The organism is Ignavibacteriales bacterium, from assembly GCA_015709675.1.
GTDB lineage: Bacteria > Bacteroidota > Ignavibacteria > Ignavibacteriales > Ignavibacteriaceae > H2-BAC3.
The window spans coordinates 1,471,975-1,495,248 of sequence record CP054182.1 but is presented as its reverse complement, the minus strand read 5'-3'; the positions used below and the strand labels follow the sequence as shown (position 1 = coordinate 1,495,248).

Sequence of the window (23,274 nt, the reverse complement as noted above, 5' to 3'; positions counted from 1 at the left end):
GGCAGCCCTTTTTTATTTTGTGTCTATTCTCATTTACGATTCTGACCAAGAAAATCTTCTATCAGCATTCTTGTTTCCTCCATCAGACAATTTACTGCAAGATGCCCGCAGTCACTGTCAAATAAATGCAGACGGCACCCCGTCTCCTCAGCCAGTTTCACGGATGTTGAGGGATGCAGAATGTGATCCTGTTCCGAAACAATCAGCAGGGTGTTGCCGCCGATAAAATCCGTGATTGGTTTCCCTCCCGTGTATCTGTATATATCATGCCGCAGCATTGCTTTTAGCTGGGAAATCTGATTCTGCGGCGTAAACACCGCGGAGGGCTCACGGTAAGACCTTGCCAGAATTGTATCAAACTGCTCCTGTGTTGTATGCTCAACAAAATAATCCGGAGTCCTGCCGGTCAGATGATTAAACAGATTCACTGATTTCATATATACCTTTGAAGGGACACCGTAATCAATACCCGACTGCATCACATTCAGCATCAGATTCCAGTAAAGCTGATCATACACCGATGGTTTGGGAGTTGGCACGTAAGCAATACACTTTTCAGCATATCCCGGATACTGCACCATCCACTGGAGCGCCTGCATGCTGCCCATTGAGCCCCCCATAACAGCATGAATTTTTCTAAAGCCAAGATGCTCTGCAAGAAGAATATATTGAGAAGCAGCCATATCGCTTATGCTGAGTGCTGCAAATGCCTTTGCATTTTTCTCATTAGGATGAGAAGCTGATGTCGAAACTCCGTTGCCCAGCGCGTCAATCATGATAACAAACCGTCCCGTGGTGTCAAGAATCCTGCCGCTCCCCATCAGTGAGTACAGATTTTCACTCATCCCCCCGAACCAGGTGAGATACACAATCACATTTGAAGAATCCGCATTAAGCGCTCCGGCCGTGCGGTAACCAATTCTGCAGTTATAAACCGTGTCTCCTGATTCCAGTACCAGATTTCCAATATCAGCAAACCGCTGCACATTCTGGGCTGATGCTGGTGATATTACAATACAAATGAGCAGCAGGATGAATACCGCGCTGTGACGTAACCGGGCTCCGCCGGATCCGGCATTAAGTTTTTTCATTTCAGTATATACTCAATATTTTTCAGATTACCTTCAGTTTTGGGTGAGGGCTCCACTCCATAGATGCGGCAGAGCAGAGGATAAACATCCAGATTCGAGAGAGTGCCGGTCTTCAGTTCCTTTTTAAAGACAGGCCCCTGAGCAAAAAAGATGCCATGCATATCAGTATGCTGATGATCATAACCATGATTGCCTCCCTTCCGGGTAACATAACTATAGTTCTTAGTTGCCTCTGAAACCAGCGACCATCCCATATCAGCCACAATGAGGATATCACGCAGATACGGATGATTCTTTATTCCAAGATATTCAGGAATGTCCTCTTTCTTATATGCTCTGAACGGCAATCCGGGAGCGGATAATATCTCCATTATCGCGGGAATATCCTTCTGCTCAGCGGCAATAAGCATAACCGGACCGGAATCCAGAAACTTGCATTTGATCTCCGGCAGCAGTGATTCAACATTATATACCCGCTCCGGTGCGGTTTCCGCCATGCCGTGATCTGAGACAACGATGATATTGAGACTGTCCCTCAGCGGTGAAACATCCCTTTTAGCAAGAACTATTCCCAGCAGTGAATCAAGTTCCCTGATCGCCAGATTCACCTCGGGAGAGTTAGGTCCGTATTCATGTCCCTTCGTATCAGAGCGGTCAAAGTACAGGGTTACAAATTTTGGACGTTTTTCATAAGGCAGATTAAACCATTCAAACACACCATTGATCCGGTCTATATATGGTTTCTCATGCTCATACTTCATAAAACGGGATGGATGTCTCCCTTCTTCGCGGACTTCAGAACCCGGCCAGAAATAGCTCGCCGTTGCAATATTATTTTTTTCAAGCGTCTCCCATATTGCCTCGCCCCAATACCATTTACCGGAACGTACTGCATTGGTATCACCCAGCCGGTATCGTTCACCGGTAAAAGGATTCTCAAAGGAGTTTGCAAGCAATCCATGTTTTTCAGCGGTCATGCCGGTAACAATTGTGTAATGGTTCGGAAAAGTCTTTGACGGGAAAATCGGTCTTAATGATAGAGCCGATACACCTTCAGCGGCCATTTTATCCAGGGCCGGAGTAATACCTCTCTGCGGGTAATCCCACCTGAAACCGTCAAAGGAAATAAGGAGCACATAGGGTTTTCCGCTTTCCTGCCCAAACAAAGACGAGAGAAGGAATAGAAAAATTATAATATATTTGTTCATGTTTTCTTACAGATGTTTTAATAAAATACTGTTATGCTGATTTCCGGAATTCTTGCAGTTTTTCTGCTGTTGAATTTTTCTTTACCTTGCCAGATATACCTATCATCCGCGGGAGCATCAGCAGGGCTTGGAAATTTTTCCGGACTGAGTACCGGTCAGACCGGCTTTCTGCTTATGCCCTCTGTTGAAGCGGGGTTCAGGGGCTCACCCGGTTATCTTATTTCAGCATCCTATATCAGCATCAGAAATACCGGCATTCTTATTCCGGAAGACCGCACCGGAAAATATTACGGATCGGTTTCCGGAATACTCGCGGAACTTCAGATCAGGCAGTTTATCACCCGGTCATTATATATACAGGGCTCCGGCGGCATTGCGTATCTGCTTGACAAAAGCTCGCCGGATATTGGTTCCTGGTCAGCGGGACTCAGCTTCGGAGCTGTTGCCGGTATTGATCTTAAACAGGCCGGACTCAGCCGCGGCAGTTTCCGCATTACAGCCGGCCTGTCTTCCGCATTCACGCTGCAGAATACCTTTCCCGGTTATCAGGCAGCAGTAATCGGATTTTTTATTCCTCTCGCGGACTAAGCTTCTTCCGGTTTAAGGATTACTCCTTTTCCTTTATGTCCGTTTATTTTTACTTCAATCGGGTTTGTGAACCGGATGTGCCTGGTATATACCATTGTTTCATCAGGTACTTTTGAACGCAGCCAGTTCCAGTCTATAAATCCGCTTTTCTGATCTGGGTGGACGGTAAAATAACCGACTCTGAAAGAGGTTATATTCTGGAAGAAATGTGATCCCTGCGAGGGCGTGACGGTAAAATCCTTAAAATCAGATTCAACAATAACCGCCGCCCCGGAAATCTGATCCCAGGTAACAGGAATCCCAAGCCATTCATCCTTGCTGCCCCAGCGCCCTACTCCGATAAGTATATACGGTTTCTTTTCAGCAAGCAGTTTTGAATTGAATTTACTTACTTCCATCGCCACATCACGGCTTTTCCCCCGGTCAAAAGTTTCAAGATCCACCAGCACCACATCATGAATACCGGTTATCAGTCCGTTCCCAAGCACCTGCTCACTGTAGGCAATCATTTCACTTTTCTTCACATGACCAATTTTCAGCTCTTCAGCTTCGCTGTTGATAACAAGCGGGCGCATCTGCAGCATGGCAAACTCGGCCGGCTGATTTCCATCAGGTTCCAGATTAACCGCAAATTCTATTTCAACCTGCGCACCCATTCCCCATGCACCCATGGAAAGAAGAAGATTGAGTATCTCTGAAAGGGGAAAAAGCTTATGCTTTAAAATCGGAGCAAAGGTAACCACTCTTACACCACCGCGTGAAAGACCGTCATATACCGCTTCATTTTCCGGTGAGTAGGTTGATCCTACATGCGCAAGTGTTCCGTCAAGCTCCGCCTGTTCAAGATCATGGCTTGTAACATATACTTCAGCTTCAGTCTGCGGACTAAGCCGCGCGATCGAGTTGAGATCAAGAGCAAAAAACGCCTGCTGTGAGTTTTTCATAGTCTCTTTTGGCGAAGTAAACTGCAGCAGATGCTTTGGATATTTAGGACAAAACCTGATGGTATTGCCCCCTTCAACAACCCATTTTCCTAACCCCAGCGCAGCGTATGCAATGCCGTCCGATGCCTTCTGCGGACCTACCGGATAAAAATTATATGATTTTGCTACTCCGGCAAAATGAGGATAAAAACGGTTTTCAAATTTAGCCCCGACAAGTCGCTGCACCACTACAGCCATCTTCTCCTCCTCAAGTCGGTATGAAGTGGCTTTCATATAATCCTTAGATGACTTAAAGAAGGTGGATGCATATACGAATTTTATTGCTTTAAGCAGTTCATCAAGCCGTATATCCGGATCGGGATTGTTGTTCGGTATCATGCAGGTTTCATATACTCCCGCAAAGGGCTGAAACTGTGAATCTTCAAGCAGACTTGATGAACGTACTGCCAGCGGCATCTTCATCATCGAAAGAAATTCCCGCAATTTCTCAACAGTCTCCTGAGGAAAGTGGGGTGCATTCAAAAAGCGGTCAAGTATCACCTTATCATCAGGCTCATTCAGACCAAACTGCTCAAGATTATTCATTTCAAGAAATGAATCAAATACACCGGTGGCAACCACAACCGCCGATGGAACAATCAGCTCAACGCCTTCAAACTTGTTTCGTATATGGTGATTATTAATAAGATTATTAATGAACCCGAGTCCGCGGGCTTTACCCCCAAGTGAACCGGAACCGATTCTCGCAAAACTGTTTTTCGGGTTAAAAGAATCTCTGCTGAAATCGGTAATAACGCCTCGCTGACGCAGCTCACGGTATATCTCCATCGTCTCTATCAGTTTCAGACGGAGATCATTAACCGAAGCAAAATCGGAAAGTTTTTTCGGACGGAGCTGGCTTGCGAGCCAGAACTCAGTGCGCGCTTTAAGCCAGTTCGAAAAGTGATTTCTGTCAGCGTGATATTTAACCGCTTCATCCGGCACGGTCCGGAGTACATCCTCCATCTGCTGCAAATTGGAGGCACGTCCCACCTCCTTGCCGTCATTAGTTCTGAAGACGAAGTCACCGAATCCGAAATTATTCAGCATAAAGTCGCTTAAGTCATGAAGCAGCCGCTGAGAACCTTTTAAGAGAAACGCAGCTCCAATCTGATACGCTGTCTGCTCATAGTCATTGGTACTGGACTGCACCAGAATGGATATATCCGGGTGGCGTTCCTTAACAGCCCGCGCGAATTTAATTCCTGCCTGAGGGTCGCGCACTCCCCCTTTCTTAAAATTATTGTCGGTAATAATGCCGAGTATATATTCACTGTATTTTTCGTAATACCCCCACGCCTCTTCATAGGTAGTGCAGAGCAGAATCTTGGGGCGAGCTCTCATACGCAGATACTTATGAGTGAGATTGATCCCCTCCTGAATAAGCCGCTGGGACTGTCTGAAAATTTCCTGATAAATCTGCGGGAGGTACACACTGTAAAACTTGATGTTATCTTCAACAAGAATAATAACCTGCACCCCCACATTTTTTGCGTCATTCTCTACGTTGCGCTTATCCTCAACACTTTTAATGATTGCTATGAGCAGGCGGTAGTCACCGTTCCAGATAAAAATGTTTTCGAATACTGAGGTGTCATAATTGCTGGTAAGTTCCTTGCGCTCTTTGTTATCGTAAGCGAGCAGCACAATCGGAGTATCTGAGCCCGATTTTTTCATGGTCTCGGCAAACCGCACAGGGTGCATATCTTCAATGTGGAGGGTTATAATAATCAGGTCAAATTCCTTTTCAGCCCCGACAACCTCAAGCGCTTCAGCCCCTGTGGTCACATGGGTGATTTCCGGCGCCTGAGAAAGGTTAAGCACCTGATACTCTTCGCGGATCAGTTCGTACAGCCGGCCGTCCTCCTCAAAAAGATAGCTGTCATAAAGAGAAGAAATCAGAAGAATTTCGCGCACTTTAAAGCGCATTAGTTTCTGAAACCTCTTTATCCTGTTCTGGTATATATCTTCAAGCTGGTGGCTGTCAAATTTATCCATGCATCCGTATCCTGTTAATCAGCAAAAAATCCATTATCGAATATAAAAAAAAAGAGGATGCATCTCTGCATCCTCTTCTTTAAACCAACAGATGGTCAGACAACACCCTGATCCATCATGGCATCAGCCACTTTAAGGAAACCGGCAATATTTGCACCGGCAACATAGTTGCCAGGCATGCCATATTTCTCTGATGTGCGCACACAGGTATCATGGATATTCTTCATGATTTCCTGCAGACGGCGGTCAACTTCTTCGCGTGACCATGGGAGGCGCATACTGTTCTGCGACATTTCCAGTCCTGAGGTTGCCACGCCGCCGGCATTTGATGCTTTTCCGGGAGAGAAGAGAATTTTGGCTTCTTCAATCACCTTGTAAGCTTCCAGAGTGGTGGGCATATTTGCACCTTCGGTGATGCACATACAGCCATTTTTCAGCAGTTCTTTTGCATCATCAACAAATATTTCATTCTGAGTTGCGCATGGCATTGCAACATCAACCTTTACGCTCCATGGACGTTTGCCGGCATGGAACTCAACTCCGAATTTATCTGCATAATCCTTAACGCTGTCTTTTGCGCTTGCTCTCATCTTGAGCATAAAATCAATCTTCTCTCCCTTTACACCGTCTTTATCATAAATAAATCCGTCAGGGCCTGAAAGGGTAACTACTTTACCGCCAAGATCATTGATTTTGATAACTGCACCCCAGGCAACGTTGCCAAATCCGCTGACTGCGAATGTTTTTCCTTCAATATCGTGTCCCTTGGTCTTCAGCATTTCTTTTGCGAAATAAACAGCGCCAAATCCGGTTGCTTCCGGTCTTACTAATGAGCCGCCCCAGTTGATGCCTTTTCCGGTGAGAACTCCGGTATATTCTCCGGCTAATCTCTTATACTGGCCGAAAAGATATCCTATTTCTCTGCCGCCAACACCGATATCACCTGCAGGAACATCCGTATCTGCACCAATATGGCGATAGAGTTCACTCATAAAACTCTGGCAGAATCTCATTACTTCGTTATCGCTTTTTCCTTTAGGATCAAAGTCTGATCCCCCTTTACCGCCTCCCATTGGAAGGGTGGTCAGGGAGTTTTTAAAGACCTGCTCAAAAGCTAAAAATTTAAGAATGCCGAGATTTACTGACGGATGGAAACGGAGACCTCCTTTATAAGGCCCGATTGCGCTGTTCATCTGTACTCTGAAACCGCGGTTTACGTGAACTTCACCCTGATCATCAACCCAGGGAACGCGGAACATGATTACGCGCTCCGGTTCAACCATTCTTTCAAGAATTTTTGCGGAACGGTATTCCGGATGCTTCTTCAGCACGATTTCCAGTGATTCTACTACTTCAGTTACCGCCTGATGGAATTCCGGTTCTGCCGGGTTTTTGGCTTTTACATCAGCGATAAGTTTATGAATATATTCGGACATGATTATACCTCTAAAACTATGTTTTCTGTGAATTTTGGATTGGTTTTGATGTGTCTTTTAAAGAGAGGGCATAAGAGTTGGATGCGCCTGAATTCAGGCCAGAGCAAGGTAAAGGAACAGGTTTCCTTCTTCTTTTTCTGATCAAAGCACTCCTCTTGAAAAATCTTTTATACTTAAGAAACTTAAGTAAAATTTCCATCACAAACCATGAATTTCGGCAAGGTAAAAGCACCTGCAGAACCGGCGGGAAACTTCTTCTTCCTTAGTATTTTAAGTACTGGGGATTTATATCGTAATTATTTAGGTAAGAGTGGCGATATTCTATAATTTTTACAGATTACCGGTGAAACATGTAAAAGATTTAATCTGGCTGCCGAACGAAAAATCTTCCGGTTTTATATACCGGCACGAAGGTATGACAGAACTTCAGGATGAAGCGCCGGCGAAGAAGCCAGAACACTATCCCCGGTTTCAGCATCTCCTCCATAATAATCGGTTATCACTCCGCCAGCACCTCTTACCACCGGAATCACGGCCATCGTATCCCACAGATGCATAATGGGGTCAATCATAATATCAGCGTATCCGGTTGCCAGCAGATAGTAGCCGTAGCAATCTCCCCAGTTCCGGTAGATTTTAACGCTTTTCATCAGATTTTCGAAGGCGGTAATGTCTCTGTACTTTGCAATATTCAGGTGGTCGGTCGTCAGCAGAACTGCCTGATTCAGATTCCCGGTGTTCCTGACTTTTACGGGAATCCCGTTTAACTCAGCCGAGTTATTGTCGCCGATCAGAAACTCATTAAGCACGGGCTGATTGATAAGCCCCAGCACAGGTTTTCCGCTGCGGGTTAAAGCAATCAGGGTTCCGAATGTAACGGTACCGCAGATAAAACTTTTAGTGCCGTCAATAGGATCCAGAATCCACTGCCACTCAGCCCCGTCATTATGAATTCCGAACTCCTCCCCGAGAATTCCATGTTCCGGAAATTCTTTCATAATCAGTTCACGGATTTTTTCTTCGGCTGAACGGTCTGCAATGGTTACCGGAGAATCATCCAGTTTTGTTTCTGTCTGTACCCCTGTCCTGAAATATTTCCTGATGATGGCACCGCTTTCCTCAGCGAGCAGACGGAAAAACGGTTCAAACTCCTTCTTATAATTCATAATATATACTGCTCCGCGTCCGGTTACTTTGCAATGAGTTTATATCCTATACCATGCACCGTCAGGATAATCTGCGGATGATTGGGGTCTTTTTCCGTTTTCTGCCGCAGCCTGACGATAAAATTATCCACCGTGCGGGTTGACGGGGTTTCTTCATATCCCCACACCTTATTTAACAGATCATCACGCGAAACAGTTTTATTGCGCTGCTCCCATAAAAACTTCAATATCTCGAACTCCTTATGAGAAAGAGACACCTCTTTTCCTTTTTTATCTGATGCGCGGTAGGCGGAAAAATCAATGCGCAGGTGGCCGATCTGACAGATTTCTTCTTCATCACTAGCCGTGCCGCTGCTTCGCCTTAGCGCCGCTTTTACCCTGGCAAGAAGTTCGCGGAGTCCGAATGGCTTGGTAATATAGTCATCAGCGCCGATCTCGAGTCCCAGCACCTTGTCAATCTCTTCACCGCGGGCAGTCAGGAAAATTACCGGAGTCTGAACCGAAGCAGCACGAAGCTTTTTGCAGACATCAAGCCCTGACATTTTTGGCATCATCACATCAAGCAGAATGAGATGATAATCCCCCTCCAGCGACTTAGCCAGCCCTTCTTCGCCGTCTGAGGCTGTTTCGACAGTATATCCGTCAAGTTCAAGATTGTCTTTAAGACCGAGCCGCATATGCGGCTCGTCATCAACAACCAGAATCCGTTTCATATTTAGAAATTCAGAGGCATCAAAAATGAAACCCGGGGCTCAATTCTTTTCTGGCTCTTATAAGAAAGGATGTTATCGCTTCCGTCACGCACCGGCTCAAAAGTCCAGTGATATACCATTGAGACCAGCAGATACGGATATGGTTTGTAACCTACTTCGCTATACATATATGAACGGTCATCAAGTGTAAAGAGCGCGCCTTCATTTTCAATGTTTACCTTGTCATATCCGGCACGGACGGTAAAAGGAAGCTGCTCATTGGTTACTTCTGCGCGTATATGAAGTTGTCCGCTTTTCGGATCAAAATCAGTTCTCTGGTAACTGCCTGAGACAGAAAGAAGATTTGCCGCAGCCACGGCAAGCGAGCCATATATACCACGGTCTGTTGAGGTTACAGCAGAAAGCTGTTTGATCTTGCTTACCACGCCACCGCCTACAACCTTAAAGCGTTCAATCTCATAAAGTGAGTTAAAGTATGCCGGCAGGTACTTATCATTCATCCACCTTCTTTCAAGACGGACATTAGCAGAAAGCATTCCAAGTCCGTTGAACGTAAAAAGTGCGCCGGTTGATGCGCCATCGCCAAAATCCATGATCTTTGCGTAATCTGCATAAAGATCAATATTAAAAATTGATGTTCTTACTACAGGCAGCCCGAGATCTATACCGTAAATCTGTGTGGCTTTCTGGTCATTTAACGCAACGAATTCATTGGTAACCGGGTCAACATATCCCGAAAGCACGCCGGCATATTTATTAAAGTCTGACGCAAATGATGCACCGACTTCAAGTTTTCCGATCAGCGGGACCTTAGCCAGCGTAGTATACTGAAGCGGGCGGACGTATCCGCGAACACCAAGTACGCCCCCCTGGCTGAAATCGCTGTACATGGATTCAAATCCGAACTTTTCAAAATCAAGATCCAGTGCAAGACCCAGACTTCTTTTATCAAGAGAAGGGCTGTTATTGTACTGATTTACAATAGTACCGTGACCCAGTGAATAGTTATCCAGCGTTCCGGCGCTTACGTAAACAGGATCTTTTTTCTGTCCGTAGCGTATATACCGGATGATTGAAAGAAAGTCCGAGGTTTCGTTAAAGTTTTCCTTCCTGATGCTTCCTGTGGAATCAAGATCCAGCCGGAGATCAAGCCCGACACCGAACTTTCCTATTGATAGATCCGGTGCCAGACGGAATGAGTAAAATGCATTTCCGTCTATAAAATTAAGTCCCACGCCGCCGGTAAAATTACCGCTGCTGGTTTTCTGAGCAAAGACGCCGGCTGAGAAAAGCAGCGCCAGAATAACTATTTTGGATTTCATATAATTCTCCTTAAACAGACAATAAAGAATTTGCTACTGCAAACTTAACATTTATAGTGATAGAAGCGGCTATCTGACGATGGCCAGTTTTTTGGTTGTGCGCTCCGTCTTACCGCCAGATTTTATTTTCATGGTGTAAAGATACGTGCCGCTTGCCAGCGGGTCGCCATCCTGATCGCGTCCGTCAAAATAAATCCGGTTAAAATCGTACTTTAAATCTACTGCCGTCAGTTTTATCGTTCTTACCAGTCTTCCGGCAACAGTAAATACCTGAATTTCGGCTTCTTCGGGAATACGTCCGAGCATAAAGGTAAAATGCAAATCGCCGGATGAGGGATTTGGATATGCATAAAGATCGGCAATCCGCAGTTCATCAGAAATGACAAAAGATCTCGTCTCAGAGCCCTGAACAACCGGATTTCCGATAGCATCTTTTGCCTCAATCTTCAGCGAATACGCTCCGGAGGAAAGGGATGGCGTATACACGAGTTTCATCTTCGGATTTGCAGTACTGTAAACCGCTTCGAGCACCCCTGCTTCATAAGCGACTGGTTCATCATTAAGATAAAGCTTAATAGATGCCGGGTCAGTTACCGGCAGCAGGGACGCATCATAAAGTCCGATTTCGAACTCAGGATTTGCCGGGAGCAGTTCCCCTTCGAAGAAATCCCTGCCGTCCTGCCTGATTGTTATATACGGCTGAGTGGTATCCGGCTCTATATAAAACGGGATACTGAAGACGTTGTTATCCTCATAAACTTCTTTAAGAGAATTCTTTGAATCAACCGTTACCTGAAGCACTCTGTTTTGTGGACCTATTGAACCGGAATAATTGATAACGAACTTTTTTCTTTCTCCATCCCCGATACCATAAACCGGGAAATGAGAAACCGTATCGGTTGAATTATCCTGAAAGCGGATAACAACAGCCACATAAAAAGTATCACTCACAGCCCCGCCGGCATTGGCAACAGTTATATTGATTGGTGCCGGTTCTCCGATGCGCAGTGTATCTTTGGCCAGAGAGACGGTCTGATAATTCAAACCAACTTCGGGCAGATCATCCCAGTTCACACCGAGATACTCAAGAACAGGAGAAGAACCATCCGGTGCGGCGGTGAAGTCAGCCCTTATCTGCAGTTGCGGATATACATCCGGATTAATACCGCTCAACGGAAAATCCGTAACCGCTCCCGTAAAACTAAACAGAGAATCCTTAGTGCCGTCAACTTTAATCCCATATCCGGTAAACATGAGTGAGGAACCGGGGGCTAAACTTGAATTGTTGACTACATTAATCCACTTTCTGCCTGATGAAATCTTCTGTGTTGTAATTGATCCGCTTTCCTGCCCCTTGTAGAAAGTAGTGTCAAATGACAGCAAATTCGTAAAGTTGGCAGATTCAATTCGCTCAAAAACCGTTCCCGGTTCCGCTCCCTTGCGTCCGAATAAAACAAAAGGTGTGCGGAATGCCAGATTGTTTATCTTTACTGAACCAAGCGTTCTTATGGCAGTTCTCAAACGAGAAACAAGATTACTGCTTCCGTCATCAATGACACATAATGCAACATATTTTCCATTAGGGAGATTCTCAATCAACTGAGCCATTGCATTTGCTTCATTGACATCAAATCCATAATTAAAAGTTTTAGCAGTATCAACCGCTAGCGTAATTGAATCAATTACCGCAAACCCCATTCCCCATCCAAAAGTATTGCTCAGCAGGTTCACTCCATTTAAAGTAATACTTCCGAATTTACTGAAATTCCCACCTCCTGAAATTATTTCATACTTCAGCGTATCAATATTAAGCCTGAGTCCGCTGCTAAAATTCAGCCCCGAGAGAGACTGCTGGCTATAACTATAAGCGTCTTCCAGGAGAAAATCTGCATTCTTATCTCCGATATAAAATGATGCTGCCGAACTCCAGAGGGTATCATCTGTCACAATACCGCTGCGGTGCCAATACCGTTTTCCGGATAAAAGTTCTGCAAGATTGAATGATGTGAAAAAAGTATCCAATGGTGACTGACAGAAACTGGAAGAGGTAAAAGCCGGAACAGTATCATACTGCAAGAGCATTGAGGAAGCCCCTGATGAAAAAGTAGTATTTAGTGTCCGGACAGCGGGACTCGTGAATCCTAAAAACTCACCTGAACTTAGCGGTTTTACTGACCGGGATGCCACAAAATAATTAAACGTAAGCACATTATCATCTTCATAAATTTCATCCACACTGCCATAGATATCAAGTACAGATTCGATCCTGTGCTCTCCTGGCCGGTTTTTGGATACAACCGCAAAAGTTATAGAATCATTGAGTACAGGAACACTCTTCTTATACAAAAATTGCCCTGCAAGTGTATCGTTATAAAAGTACGAGATACGAACCGAAAAAGTATCTGCCGGAACGGTTCCCAGATTATTATAGACAAGGAGAAAAGAAACTGAATCACCCTGCTCATCGGGAAACTGTGTAATCTGATACATCTGACTGCTGCTCTGAAACAGATTGGGTTTTGTCGGCAAAGCCAGCTTTACAATCGGGTCACCTGAAAGAAGATTGGTAAGCGCGAATACCTTATATACTCCTGTGGAGCCAAGCCGGTTAAACATTTTCCGTTTTGACTCAGCGTGCATTCTTCCCAGATTGGTTATACTGTCTTTTAATATTGATTCGTAAAAATATTTAGACACGTTCAGCGTTGTTGATGAAAAACCAAGGGACGAATTGCCTATATACCCAATTGACTGCCCCTCATTAATAAAGAGCGCACCAAAGGCCTCAACATCAGGTTCAGCAAATTTATTTGTGGAACATCCAAAGTCAGTAACAAGCGGGCTTTTGCTATACTTATTCCGCAAATGGTCCGGGTCAGAAATTGAATTATCCCATGTTCTGGTTCCCGAATGTCCGAGATAGGAAATAAATAACCCGCCCTCGGCTATTGAACTTCTGATATAGGACGGAGGATAAGGTCCGAAATCCGTAGGGGGTGTTACTGTCTTGTAAAAATGATCATACGCCAGATTGAACGGATTGATATTTGTATAATTATCTATGATAAACTGATTAGAACGCCTTATTTCAAGGAGTTCCGGTTCGTTATTCCCGTCTCCGGATGAGAAGAACAATGCCCGTTTGTTCCACTGATCATACCTCTGGTTAATATAGTTCCTGTGTTTGTTCAGATAATTAACAACATCATCATTTGATTTGGCGGGCAGTCTTCCGATATAAAAATGCTGCATATAGGACCCTGAATCCAGCATTGCGTACCACGTATCACTGACAGGTTCACCATAAGACGGAACCAGATTTGCGTTTACTTCTATACCTCTGATATTATATACATACCGGTTGAAATCGTAACTTGCCGAACCGATAAGGGTTACGTAATCAAGTGCCTGTGGAACTGACTTACGCGCGTGATGGTTAAGAAAACTCTTTAAACCTTCTGGATCAGGATAACCGTAACTGAATTCATCAAAAATATCTGTTGTCAGGAATAACCCGGCTTCCGTATTGTATTCCTCTCTGATAAATGAGGTGTATTCCGTTGCGGATGAGAGCAGGGACGGATGAGTGACTGCAATATACTGGTAATTAACCAAATCTGACCTGAGATTTCTGAATTGCTTCACATACTCAAATTTTGGCTTCAGCGTGTTGTCACTCCTTACAAGGTAGTATTCATCTGAATATGATACGGTGTCGGATATAAGGATTGCTCCCCCCGTATACTGAAATCCCGAAAATCTCTTTGGGGATGTCCCGTGTCTGTAAAGAACAATATCTGATGAAGTAACATTTTCAATTTTCAGCAGGCGTGACTGAAGAGCAAATGTATCGCGGATTCTGAAAGTAAGTGAATCATTTATTGCTTTTAACGCACGCGGATACTCGAATTCTGTCCAGTCATAAGAGAAAAAATTCGGGTTCAGACCGTTGGCATAATTAGTGAAACCGAAATTATTCGTTCCGCTGCTCAGCAATGATGAGTTAAAATATCCCCCTGCCACCACAACATCGTTCCTGTTGACCACCTGTGTGTCTATACTAATACCGTTGATTTTAACAGCTATATTATGAGAATTGGTAGTCACCGGAGATCCAACAGATACTGCCTTAAAAAAAACCGAGGCAAGTTTTCCGGGAATCAAATCGGCTGTGGTAAATGTTTGCTGCAGCGTACCTGGAAATATCCATCCCCACACAAAAGACTTAAAAGGCATAAACTCAGGATTCTGATTATCAACTACATTTACACCAAGCTGCTGAAAAAATGAGTTTGTTTCACGATGCTCAAAATACGTATAGTGCAAAACCGTATCAGATAATCCCGGTTCGGTTGATTTCTCGATTATTCTTTTGCCGTTGCTCCCTCCCCAGGTAAGGAAGAATACTGTTGAGTCTGAATATTTGTTCAGATAATCAACATACATATCATTCTGAGTATTGGGTTTACGATAATCCTTGTTATAATTTCGTGTCGCGGTAAATTCTATATAATCAGCTGCATCAAACGAATTATCCGCTTCTCCTTTTACATATACGGGATACTCCCTCCCTGATGTATAAAGCTGAAAAGTATTTGGATTGATGCCTGAAGTGCTTACCCCAAGGGATGATAAATCGGCCGGTGTAATGCGATAGACGCCATCCTTACCAACCTTAAACTTAAGGTATGTGCCGCCAAAATTTATCCAGCTGCCGGTTGTATCAGTCAAGACCCGGGGCGAAGTAATCCGGAATCCGCCGGCAAATTCACTGTTGGCTATTACTGAAGAGGCAAACTCATCGAACCCGGAGACAGATTCAATGCGCTGTATCGGATGATTAAGTAGTCCCTCAACTGCTATGTTAATCTGAAAATCATGGTGCTCAACTATCCTGTTTTCGTGAGGGAAGTATTCAACAGGAAAAACTGTTATATCTGCACAATAATAATCGCGGAAACGGTATACATTCGAAATAATTACTCTGGGTTCAATAGAAAAAGAAGCTGATTCCGGCATAAAAATTTTTTCTGAGGTATATGCCGTGTCGCCCAAAGCTTTAAGATTTGGATAAAAAGCAGGGATGGTATTTGTATATTCAGAAGAAGTTCCCGGCAAAAAACTGACAAGCGGTTTTTTATCCGATGGCAAAGCTATAGTGTATGATAATTTGGGAAGGCACGGACTGCCCGGTTTTGAATAATCGTTTGTCTCAGTGTATTCCCGTATAGAATATTTCCCTTCTGCGGAAACTGTTACTGCATAAGACATTTTACTAAAGGTAAGCGCAAAACCACCTTCATGCAAAGAAATCTTAACCGGATCATTCTCCGCTGCATACATCAACGGACAAATTAGAAAAACTAAAAGTATGTTATAGAATTTATTCACTTTTTCCTCTGAAATTTTTGCAATACCACCAAAATAATAAAAACGGGCATCCATATCAGGTAACGCTTCCAGAGCCGGAAAGGTTCTGACAAAAGCCGAACCACCCATTCAAGACCGGCTTTTTGGATAAATTTTCCTCCCCTTCTTTTCGTACCCGAAAGTACCTTGAGTCCATCGCCTACGGCTAAGTAAACAGCTGAGGGGAGTCTCTCCCAATTATCTGAGATCCACTTTTCCTGCATTGGCACCCCCAGTCCGACCAGTACCAAATCCGGTTTTGAGGCGGAAATATCCTCCGAAAGATTATCGGGAAAACCGAAACCGGAGTGCATTCCGGCAATCTTTAATTTTGGATATCTTTTGGGAATACTCTCTAATGTCTCTTTTTTATCTCCAAAAATAAATAGAGACCATTGCTTTTCAATGGCTTTTTCAGCCAAAATCGGGTAAAAATCCGAACCGGTCATTCGGTTCCATCTCTCATCAGGATACAAAAACCTCTGCGCCAGATAAATGCCTATTCCATCTGGGTGGATTATCGAAAATTTCCTGAGGGCAACACTGTAGCTTAAATCTCTTTTGTAGATGATGCAGTTGGCAGCGGTTACGTATGTAATACAGGTCTTCTCATAAGTATCAATTGCATTACAAATTGTTTTCATCAATATTCTATTGTCAACCCCGTATACGGAAAATCCTAAAACGTCATTTAAAAACATTTAGCTTCTTATAAATAGATTCTAATTTTCTTGCATGGGACGAGAAAGAAAAATTCTGCGAAACTTTCTTAAATAGATTAACAGACCATCTTTCAGCAACCGCACGATTATTTAACACATACAACACTTCCTTAAAGAAGTCATCCGGAGTTCGGGTACCTATTAACCGGCCATCAATACCATCTTCAATTATTTCAGGTATCCCCCCTGTCGAAGATGCGATCACAACCAGCGAGAAAAGTCCAGCCTCCAAAACTACATAAGGAAATGAGTCAAGTTCAGAAGGCATGATCAAAAAACTTATCTCACTGTATACTGACTCAATATTCTTAACCACCCCTTTGTAAATAACTTGCGAAGGATACCTTCTTGACAAACTGGATATAGCTTCTTTGAGTTCACCATCACCAGCAATAATTAATTTAATTTCGGAGTTAATTTCTAAGATTCTTTCACCGATAGAAAGAAAAATGTCGAATCCTTTATCTCTGGTTAATCGTCCAACAAATCCTATAGCGTTATTCTTTATTCCCGTATAAGAAAGATTATCCTTTTTATAAACTGAGGGATCAATACCATTCCGAAGCAATATAATTCGTGAAGAATTAACTCCAAAGTATTCTGTAAGGTTGGTATAAACCGCAGAGCTTACGGCAATAATTCTATCCGACCTATAACTCAGAAATTTCTTGCCTGAAACTATACTGTGGCAGGTCATAATAGAACTAATACCGCATAGTTTCGCAGAAATTGAACCAAGAACATCAAGCCATCTATGATGACTATGGATAATAGAAATGTTCGAATTTTTAACAATTCTAATAATTTGAAGAAGATTCGATAAAAGATAGTACCAGGTTAAAGAGGAATTGAATAACTTAACATCAACTCCGTTTTCACGCAGATTCTCAACTGCATCACCATCATAACAGAGAACAGTCATATGAAATTCATCCACGTGATTATTGTGCAAACTTTGGAGATAACGCGTAATTCCGCAAGTTAAATTCAAGGATGTCTGCAAATGCAAAACCTTGGTTACTTTACCTGAAGTCATTTCAGAAGCTGCTTTAAAGTGTGACGGATCCCTACCATCTCGGGATCAAAATAATGTATAACATACTTTAAGCGCGCAAATAAATTCCGCTCCAACAGCAAATCAATCTTACTCTGAGAGAGAAATGTTAGAAGGAAAGCGATACATACTTTAGCTGAATTTAAGTTGGTGACAAAGTGTTTTCTTGCTTGAATTCTGTCACCATAAAACAATTCTCTCCAGCCTTGAAGATTAATCTTGATTGAATTGCTTAATTCTTCCACGTTCTTATGTGAGGAATAATCATTATGCAACTTATAGACCTCAGATTTTGTGATTTCCCTGGATTTTCTTGAAAGAGACAATTTGTTGAATCTTAAAAAAACTAAAATTCTCTCCACATTAGAGAATTTAGCAAAATTCTTCAATCGCATCCATAATTCATAGTCCTGACAAATCTGATAATCTGTCGAAAAGCCACCATGTTGCCGAATAAAGTCTCTCTTAAAAATAATTCCCGGGTGACACATCGGATTGTGGAGTAGCATTAGTTCCTTAATTTCTTTATCTTTTAGTGGCAATTTTATTAAATGGAGAATCCGACTATTATAAAAATATGCTGAGTTGCACGACAGCACATCAACTTCAGGATGCACTTTCAGATAGGCTAACTGTACTTCAAGCCGTTCTGGTACCATCAGGTCATCTGCATCCATTCTTGCTATAAGGTCGAACTTTGCATTTTTAAGTCCGTAGTTTAGCGACCTTCCAAGCGGGCAGCGCTCAATCTGATGCAGATTAATCCGGGGATCTTCAAAGGATTTTATAATCTTTACGGTATTATCATCCGAGGCAGAGTCAATAATGAGTAATTCAAAATCCCGGTACGTTTGATTAAGTATGCTTTTTATACACTGCGCGATATACTTTTCAGCATTATATGTTGGCAACAGAACAGTTACCATGTAATGCCTCCGCATTTAATGTAAAGCTTCTTCGTCTGTTCTAAAGTACCTGATAATTCAAAATCTTTTTGAAATTCTTCAAAGATCCGATGCTGTTTCTGCTGAAGATATTCCCTGTCTTCGTGCAGTATCATGAGAGCTGAAGCTACCCCGGCAGCATCATCAATATCTGTAAGCAGAGAATTGTCGTCATTCAGCCGGCTCTGGTAACCAAAAAATCTTGTAGAAATAACAGCCAGCATTTGCGCTGCTGCCTGAATGATTATTGTGGGAAAGCCTTCCATCTTAGAACGGGTTGGATTTACCAGAATATCATACTCCTCCAGTCTACCGGGCAAATCTGATACTTCACCAATAAACGTAACAGGCAAACCCTCAGCCTGTTTCCTGAATTCTTTTTCATCCCTGCCGGAACCAGCAACAGTAAACGAAAACAGGTCCGCGTCTTTGCCAAGCAGTCTCACAGCAGCTATCAATACATCAATTCCTTTATCCCGGATAAGGCGTGAGGCAGTTATTACTTTAAGTCCCTCCGCAGAAGTTCTGCGGGTTACCCTCTTAAAATGATAACCGCATCTTATTAACTCTACTGAAGAAGGATTAATTTGTGAATTCATCATTCCCCCAAGGATATGCTCGTTTACGGCGATATAAGTATCCGCATTATAATGCTTCAGCCATCCTTCCGGAGGTATCAGAGCGTGCACCGTCTGAATACGATAAATACCCAATCCAACTGATGCATACGCAGCCATATTTGCCGAATAAAAATGATGCGAGTGAATAATTGCAGGTTTATATGTTTTGATGAACTTTCGTAGTCTGACAATTCCTTTTAAAAACCCTGCACCACTTCTGGTTTCATGCTGTAGTTCCGGCAATACAATTACCTGCCGGACAAGAACTTCATATTTCATCACAGCATTCCCGCCCCCCGTGATTAGGATGATATTATCTTTGGCAAAATCACCCATTGCCTGAAGGAAATAAAAGAGATGTGATGATACCCCGCAGGTTATATTTAACCTGTTCACCAGAATGAATAATTTTTTATCCGGCATATCTTAAACCATTTTATATCCGGATATATAATCCCGAACCACTTTACCCCAGGTGAACATTTCAGACAGAGACCTTGCAGCTGCTCCTATCTTCATGAGTTCTTCCTGGTTTTCGTAATAATGCAGTATCAGTTTTCTAATTTCAGAAGGATTCTCCGGAGAAGCAATCAAACCATTTTCATTATGCGTTATGTAATTACTTATACCCGCCTTGTCTGATACCAGTACAGCACATCCGCAGGCCATTGCCTCCGCGGTCGAAATCGAAAACGTTTCAAACAAAGATAAGCAGACATATAAATCTGTTGATCTGAGTTCTTCAATAAAATCCTTATGAGATACTTTTGCAATTATTTTTACTTTACCCCTTAACGGTGCTGGAACGATCAGGTGCTCGGTCTCTCCGAAGATTTTCAGTTCAAATTCGATCCCTGTCCCAATCAGGGCGTCAAACAAAATTTCAATTCCGTAAATTCTGTCCATTAGTCCGGCCACAGCAGCTATACGCATTTTTTTTTCCTGGAATCTCATCGGGGTACCCGCGTTCCTGGTTTCAGGATCTATTCCGTTAATGGTATAAATATACTCTGCTTCCGATTTCCGATAGTAGTCCAGAATTTGCTTCTTGGTATATTCTGTAAGCAGATATACCGTTTTGGCATATCTGAAAACAAGGTATTCAGTAACTCTCCGTGAAAATCTGAAATATGCCGTCAAATATTTCTTACGGCTGTTTTCATAGGCAACCACACCATGAACGGTATAACATAATCTGGTTTTACTTCCGGAAAACAATAGGAAAAACAACCCCACAAACGGATGGTAATTTATTCCATGAATGATATCCGGATTTAACTTTTTCACCAGAAAGGGCATCCGCAAAAATCCGCAGTAATAAAGGTTCCCCTCCTGTTTAAGTCCAAACAATTTCTGCCAGAATGAATGGGGCTTGAGCATTGAAAACTTTGTTAAAAAGAAAGTTTCTGCCATCTTCTGCATCTCGCGGAATACGGAGACAGCAACCTCTTCAGGTCCTGTGCGGATATCAGATGCATTATATATTCCGGTTAAGACAACTCTCATGGATGTTTCCTGAGTACGGTAAAGATAATCACTGCCTGTAATAGCAGAATCATCCCCTCAGTAAAGATAGTTGCATATACCGCTGCCATAATACCCCATTGAGGCAGAAAATACAGATTCAACCCGATATTAAGCAGCCCCGCAAGCATAACCACGGATGTAACATGTAAATCCTTTCTCATAGCATTGAGTGCTATTCCTGTTACATTGTTCAGCAGCAAGAAAGGGACTCCCAATGCCAGTATACTCAGTATCCCGCCCGCGGAAATATATTTAACAGAGTATATTAAGGTTATAATCAGTTCACTCAGAAAGAAAAATGCTCCCGCCATCACCGCCGAGAAAATCAGCAAAAGATAAATCTGCCATTTATACTTCCTGAAGTTAATCCTTCCATGAAGAGCAAAATCGGACGAAAAAGCGGAGTAGAGCGGGTTTACGATACTGTTGCCGAGCGACTGCGGTAACTTATAAACCGAATAGGCCGTGGCATATACAGCCACACTTTCAAGATCAAGGAGTTTTCCTATGACCAGGACGTCAATTTTATCATACACCCAGTTTGCAATAAAGCCCAGACTCATCGGCAGTGCAAGAAGTATTATTGTTTTGGCGTCACCAAAAGAAAATTTAGCCGGCGTCTCTCTTATCGCTCTTACATACGATGCCAGGAGAAGAAAATGTGCCGCACCGGAAACAAAAAAACTGCTTACAAGCAGATCAGGATCTGCAGAAAAGAGATATGCTCCGGTAAAAAATATCAGCAGGAGAGCCCTGGCTTTGGCAAGAAAGATTACTGATTTTTTATATTCCTTCCGTCCGTAAAGCACCGCGCTCAGATCATTATTAACTCCAAAGAGAAAAACTGATGAGGTTATCAGCAGAAGTGATATCATGCTGCCGTTTAATGAATAGCCGTATCCTGTTACAATAAGGGTAAAGGGCATCCAGGCAAGAAGACGGAACACAACTGCACTGTAAAGACGGCTGTAAAACTCCCTGCTGCCGGCCGCCGCCTCACGCTGAAAATAAAATACAAATCCGAAGTCAAAGAATGAACTGGCTATATTCCCCAGAGCAAAAGCAGAGACCACAAAACCATATACTTCTTTTTCAAAACCCCGGGCCATAACAGCGAACAGGAGGAAGAATACTATCTTCTCAATGATATTCGAAAGCAGTACATAAAATGAATCAGAAAAAGCTTTGTTCATGCGGGCCATGGAGAAAAATTACCTTTTTGCCAGCCAGAGCTCGGGATTCTGGTTGCTGCGGTCATTCCACACCTGAAAGTGAAGTATATAACCCTCCGCGCTTTCTCCCACGTTGCCCAGAACTGTACCCTTTTTTACTTTCTCTCCTTCTTTTACGCTTATATTATTCATATGCCCGTAAACCGTGCGGTAGTCCTGCGAGTGGGAGATGATAACCACGCTTCCGTAACCCGGAAGCCAGTCAATCACGGAAACCACTCCGTCATGCACTGACATCACATCGGCAGCGGCTCTGCTTTGTATATCAATACCATAATTAAGCGTAACGGTTTTCAGCTTTTCGTTTCTGTTCTCGCCAAACTTTCTGATAATTGTCCCCTGCTTCACCGGCCACATCATCTTCCCTTTGAGTTTTGTGAATTCCGTGTTCCCCGGCAGATTGTAATAGTCAGGTTTTTCTTCCGGAACCGGCTTTTGGGTAATGGTTTCCTTTGGTTTGGTATCCGGTTTTTTCTCAGTATTCTTTTTAGCCGCTAACTCTTCTTCCTTCTTTTTCCGTGCAAGTTCCTCTTCACGCTCCCTTTTCCGTTTTGCTTCCGCGGCGATCAGTTTGTCAATAAGCTGCGCAATCAGTTTTTCATTCTGCTTCCTGGTCTCAAGATCTTTCTTAAGGGCGGCATTATCCTTTTTTATCTTCGCGAGAAGTGTTTTCCGTTCTTTTATTTTTTCTTTCAGCTCCTTCTCTTCATTGCTCCTGTCAGTGAGAAAAGTCTCTTTCAGCTTCACTTCATCAGCCAGACGGGAGGAAATTGAACTCAGATTTTTCTGCTCCTGCTCAAGCCCGGCGAGCAGCAGTTTTCCTGAACGTGTAACCCGCCTAAGAACATGGTAACGGTATGCGGCCTCCGTAAGGGAAGAGGATGAAAATATATACACCCACTTGTTATCCGGAATACCTTTATAAACTGTGACCACATAGCTGCGGTAACGGTCTCTGAGGGAGTCAATCCGGGCAGCTATTCTTACACTTTGCTGCGAAAGGAGTTCAATCGCCTGGGTTTTATTCTTTATTTCCCCGCCGAGCTCAGCAACCAGTTTATTCAGCAAATAACCTTGCTTTGTATAGAGTTCAATGGTACTGAGCGTCTCTTTTTCCTGCTTCTGCTTCTGACGGAGCTCCGTCTCAGTTACTTTGATAAGTGACCGGAGAGAGTCAAGTTCCTGCTTTTTGGCATCAACTGACTGAGCAGAAGTACTTCCCCCCGCCAGCAGAAGAATGAGAAAGAAGAATACCATTCTT

Annotated in this window: 16 protein-coding genes; 1 reads left to right on the top strand and 15 read right to left on the bottom strand. The window is 43.2% G+C overall.

Annotation, left to right across the window (positions count from 1 at the left end; translation table 11 throughout):
• Window positions 1–29: 29 nt before the first annotated feature.
• Together HRU80_05505 and HRU80_05500 are read right to left on the bottom strand one after the other, a co-directional pair.
• Window positions 30–1,091: an alpha/beta fold hydrolase gene (locus HRU80_05505; GenBank protein QOJ28360.1), complete on the bottom strand. Its 1,062-nt coding sequence runs from the start codon at window positions 1,089–1,091 to the stop codon at window positions 30–32.
• Window positions 1,088–2,299 (bottom strand): alkaline phosphatase family protein, encoded by a 1,212-nt coding sequence (locus tag HRU80_05500; GenBank protein ID QOJ28359.1) that lies wholly within the window; start codon window positions 2,297–2,299, stop codon window positions 1,088–1,090. Before HRU80_05500 ends, HRU80_05505 begins: the two co-directional genes overlap by 4 nt.
• A gap of 33 nt (window positions 2,300–2,332) precedes the next feature.
• On the opposite strand from HRU80_05500, the gene HRU80_05495 reads away from it, so the two are divergent.
• Complete coding sequence (locus HRU80_05495; GenBank protein QOJ28358.1) at window positions 2,333–2,887, top strand: hypothetical protein; 555 nt, start codon at window positions 2,333–2,335, stop codon at window positions 2,885–2,887.
• On the opposite strand, the gene HRU80_05490 is transcribed toward HRU80_05495, so the two are convergent.
• From HRU80_05490 to HRU80_05430, 13 genes are all read right to left on the bottom strand, one after another.
• A complete protein-coding gene (locus tag HRU80_05490) occupies window positions 2,884–5,799 on the bottom strand; it encodes a histidine kinase (protein QOJ30462.1) in 2,916 nt (971 codons plus the stop codon). The genes HRU80_05495 and HRU80_05490 overlap by 4 nt on opposite strands.
• A 164-nt stretch (window positions 5,800–5,963) precedes the next feature.
• Window positions 5,964–7,304, bottom strand: coding sequence for an NADP-specific glutamate dehydrogenase (gdhA, locus tag HRU80_05485; GenBank protein QOJ28357.1), 1,341 nt, complete (start codon window positions 7,302–7,304; stop codon window positions 5,964–5,966).
• Window positions 7,305–7,699: 395 nt separating this feature from the next.
• A complete protein-coding gene (gene hisN, locus HRU80_05480) occupies window positions 7,700–8,470 on the bottom strand; it encodes a histidinol-phosphatase (protein ID QOJ28356.1) in 771 nt (256 codons plus the stop codon).
• A gap of 23 nt (window positions 8,471–8,493) precedes the next feature.
• Entirely contained in the window at window positions 8,494–9,183 is a 690-nt protein-coding gene (locus HRU80_05475) for a response regulator transcription factor (GenBank protein ID QOJ28355.1), read from the bottom strand.
• A 2-nt stretch (window positions 9,184–9,185) separates the two neighbouring features.
• Window positions 9,186–10,505 (bottom strand): hypothetical protein, encoded by a 1,320-nt coding sequence (locus tag HRU80_05470; GenBank protein ID QOJ28354.1) that lies wholly within the window; start codon window positions 10,503–10,505, stop codon window positions 9,186–9,188.
• Window positions 10,506–10,574: 69 nt separating this feature from the next.
• Entirely contained in the window at window positions 10,575–16,004 is a 5,430-nt protein-coding gene (locus HRU80_05465) for a hypothetical protein (protein QOJ28353.1), read from the bottom strand.
• Window positions 15,893–16,615, bottom strand: coding sequence for a WecB/TagA/CpsF family glycosyltransferase (locus tag HRU80_05460; protein ID QOJ28352.1), 723 nt, complete (start codon window positions 16,613–16,615; stop codon window positions 15,893–15,895). Before HRU80_05460 ends, HRU80_05465 begins: the two co-directional genes overlap by 112 nt.
• Window positions 16,602–17,672 (bottom strand): glycosyltransferase family 4 protein, encoded by a 1,071-nt coding sequence (locus HRU80_05455; protein QOJ28351.1) that lies wholly within the window; start codon window positions 17,670–17,672, stop codon window positions 16,602–16,604. The genes HRU80_05460 and HRU80_05455 overlap by 14 nt, the downstream gene beginning before the upstream one ends.
• Window positions 17,669–18,616 (bottom strand): glycosyltransferase, encoded by a 948-nt coding sequence (locus HRU80_05450; GenBank protein QOJ28350.1) that lies wholly within the window; start codon window positions 18,614–18,616, stop codon window positions 17,669–17,671. Before HRU80_05450 ends, HRU80_05455 begins: the two co-directional genes overlap by 4 nt.
• Window positions 18,610–19,677 (bottom strand): glycosyltransferase, encoded by a 1,068-nt coding sequence (locus HRU80_05445; protein ID QOJ28349.1) that lies wholly within the window; start codon window positions 19,675–19,677, stop codon window positions 18,610–18,612. Before HRU80_05445 ends, HRU80_05450 begins: the two co-directional genes overlap by 7 nt.
• A 3-nt stretch (window positions 19,678–19,680) precedes the next feature.
• The gene (locus HRU80_05440) at window positions 19,681–20,760 is read right to left on the bottom strand and encodes a glycosyltransferase family 4 protein (protein ID QOJ28348.1); all 1,080 of its coding nucleotides are present in this window, start codon (window positions 20,758–20,760) and stop codon (window positions 19,681–19,683) included.
• A complete protein-coding gene (locus tag HRU80_05435; protein QOJ28347.1) occupies window positions 20,757–21,974 on the bottom strand; it encodes an oligosaccharide flippase family protein in 1,218 nt (405 codons plus the stop codon). The genes HRU80_05440 and HRU80_05435 overlap by 4 nt, the downstream gene beginning before the upstream one ends.
• A gap of 18 nt (window positions 21,975–21,992) precedes the next feature.
• Window positions 21,993–23,270 (bottom strand): peptidoglycan DD-metalloendopeptidase family protein, encoded by a 1,278-nt coding sequence (locus tag HRU80_05430; protein QOJ28346.1) that lies wholly within the window; start codon window positions 23,268–23,270, stop codon window positions 21,993–21,995.
• Between the last annotated feature and the right edge of the window lie 4 nt (window positions 23,271–23,274).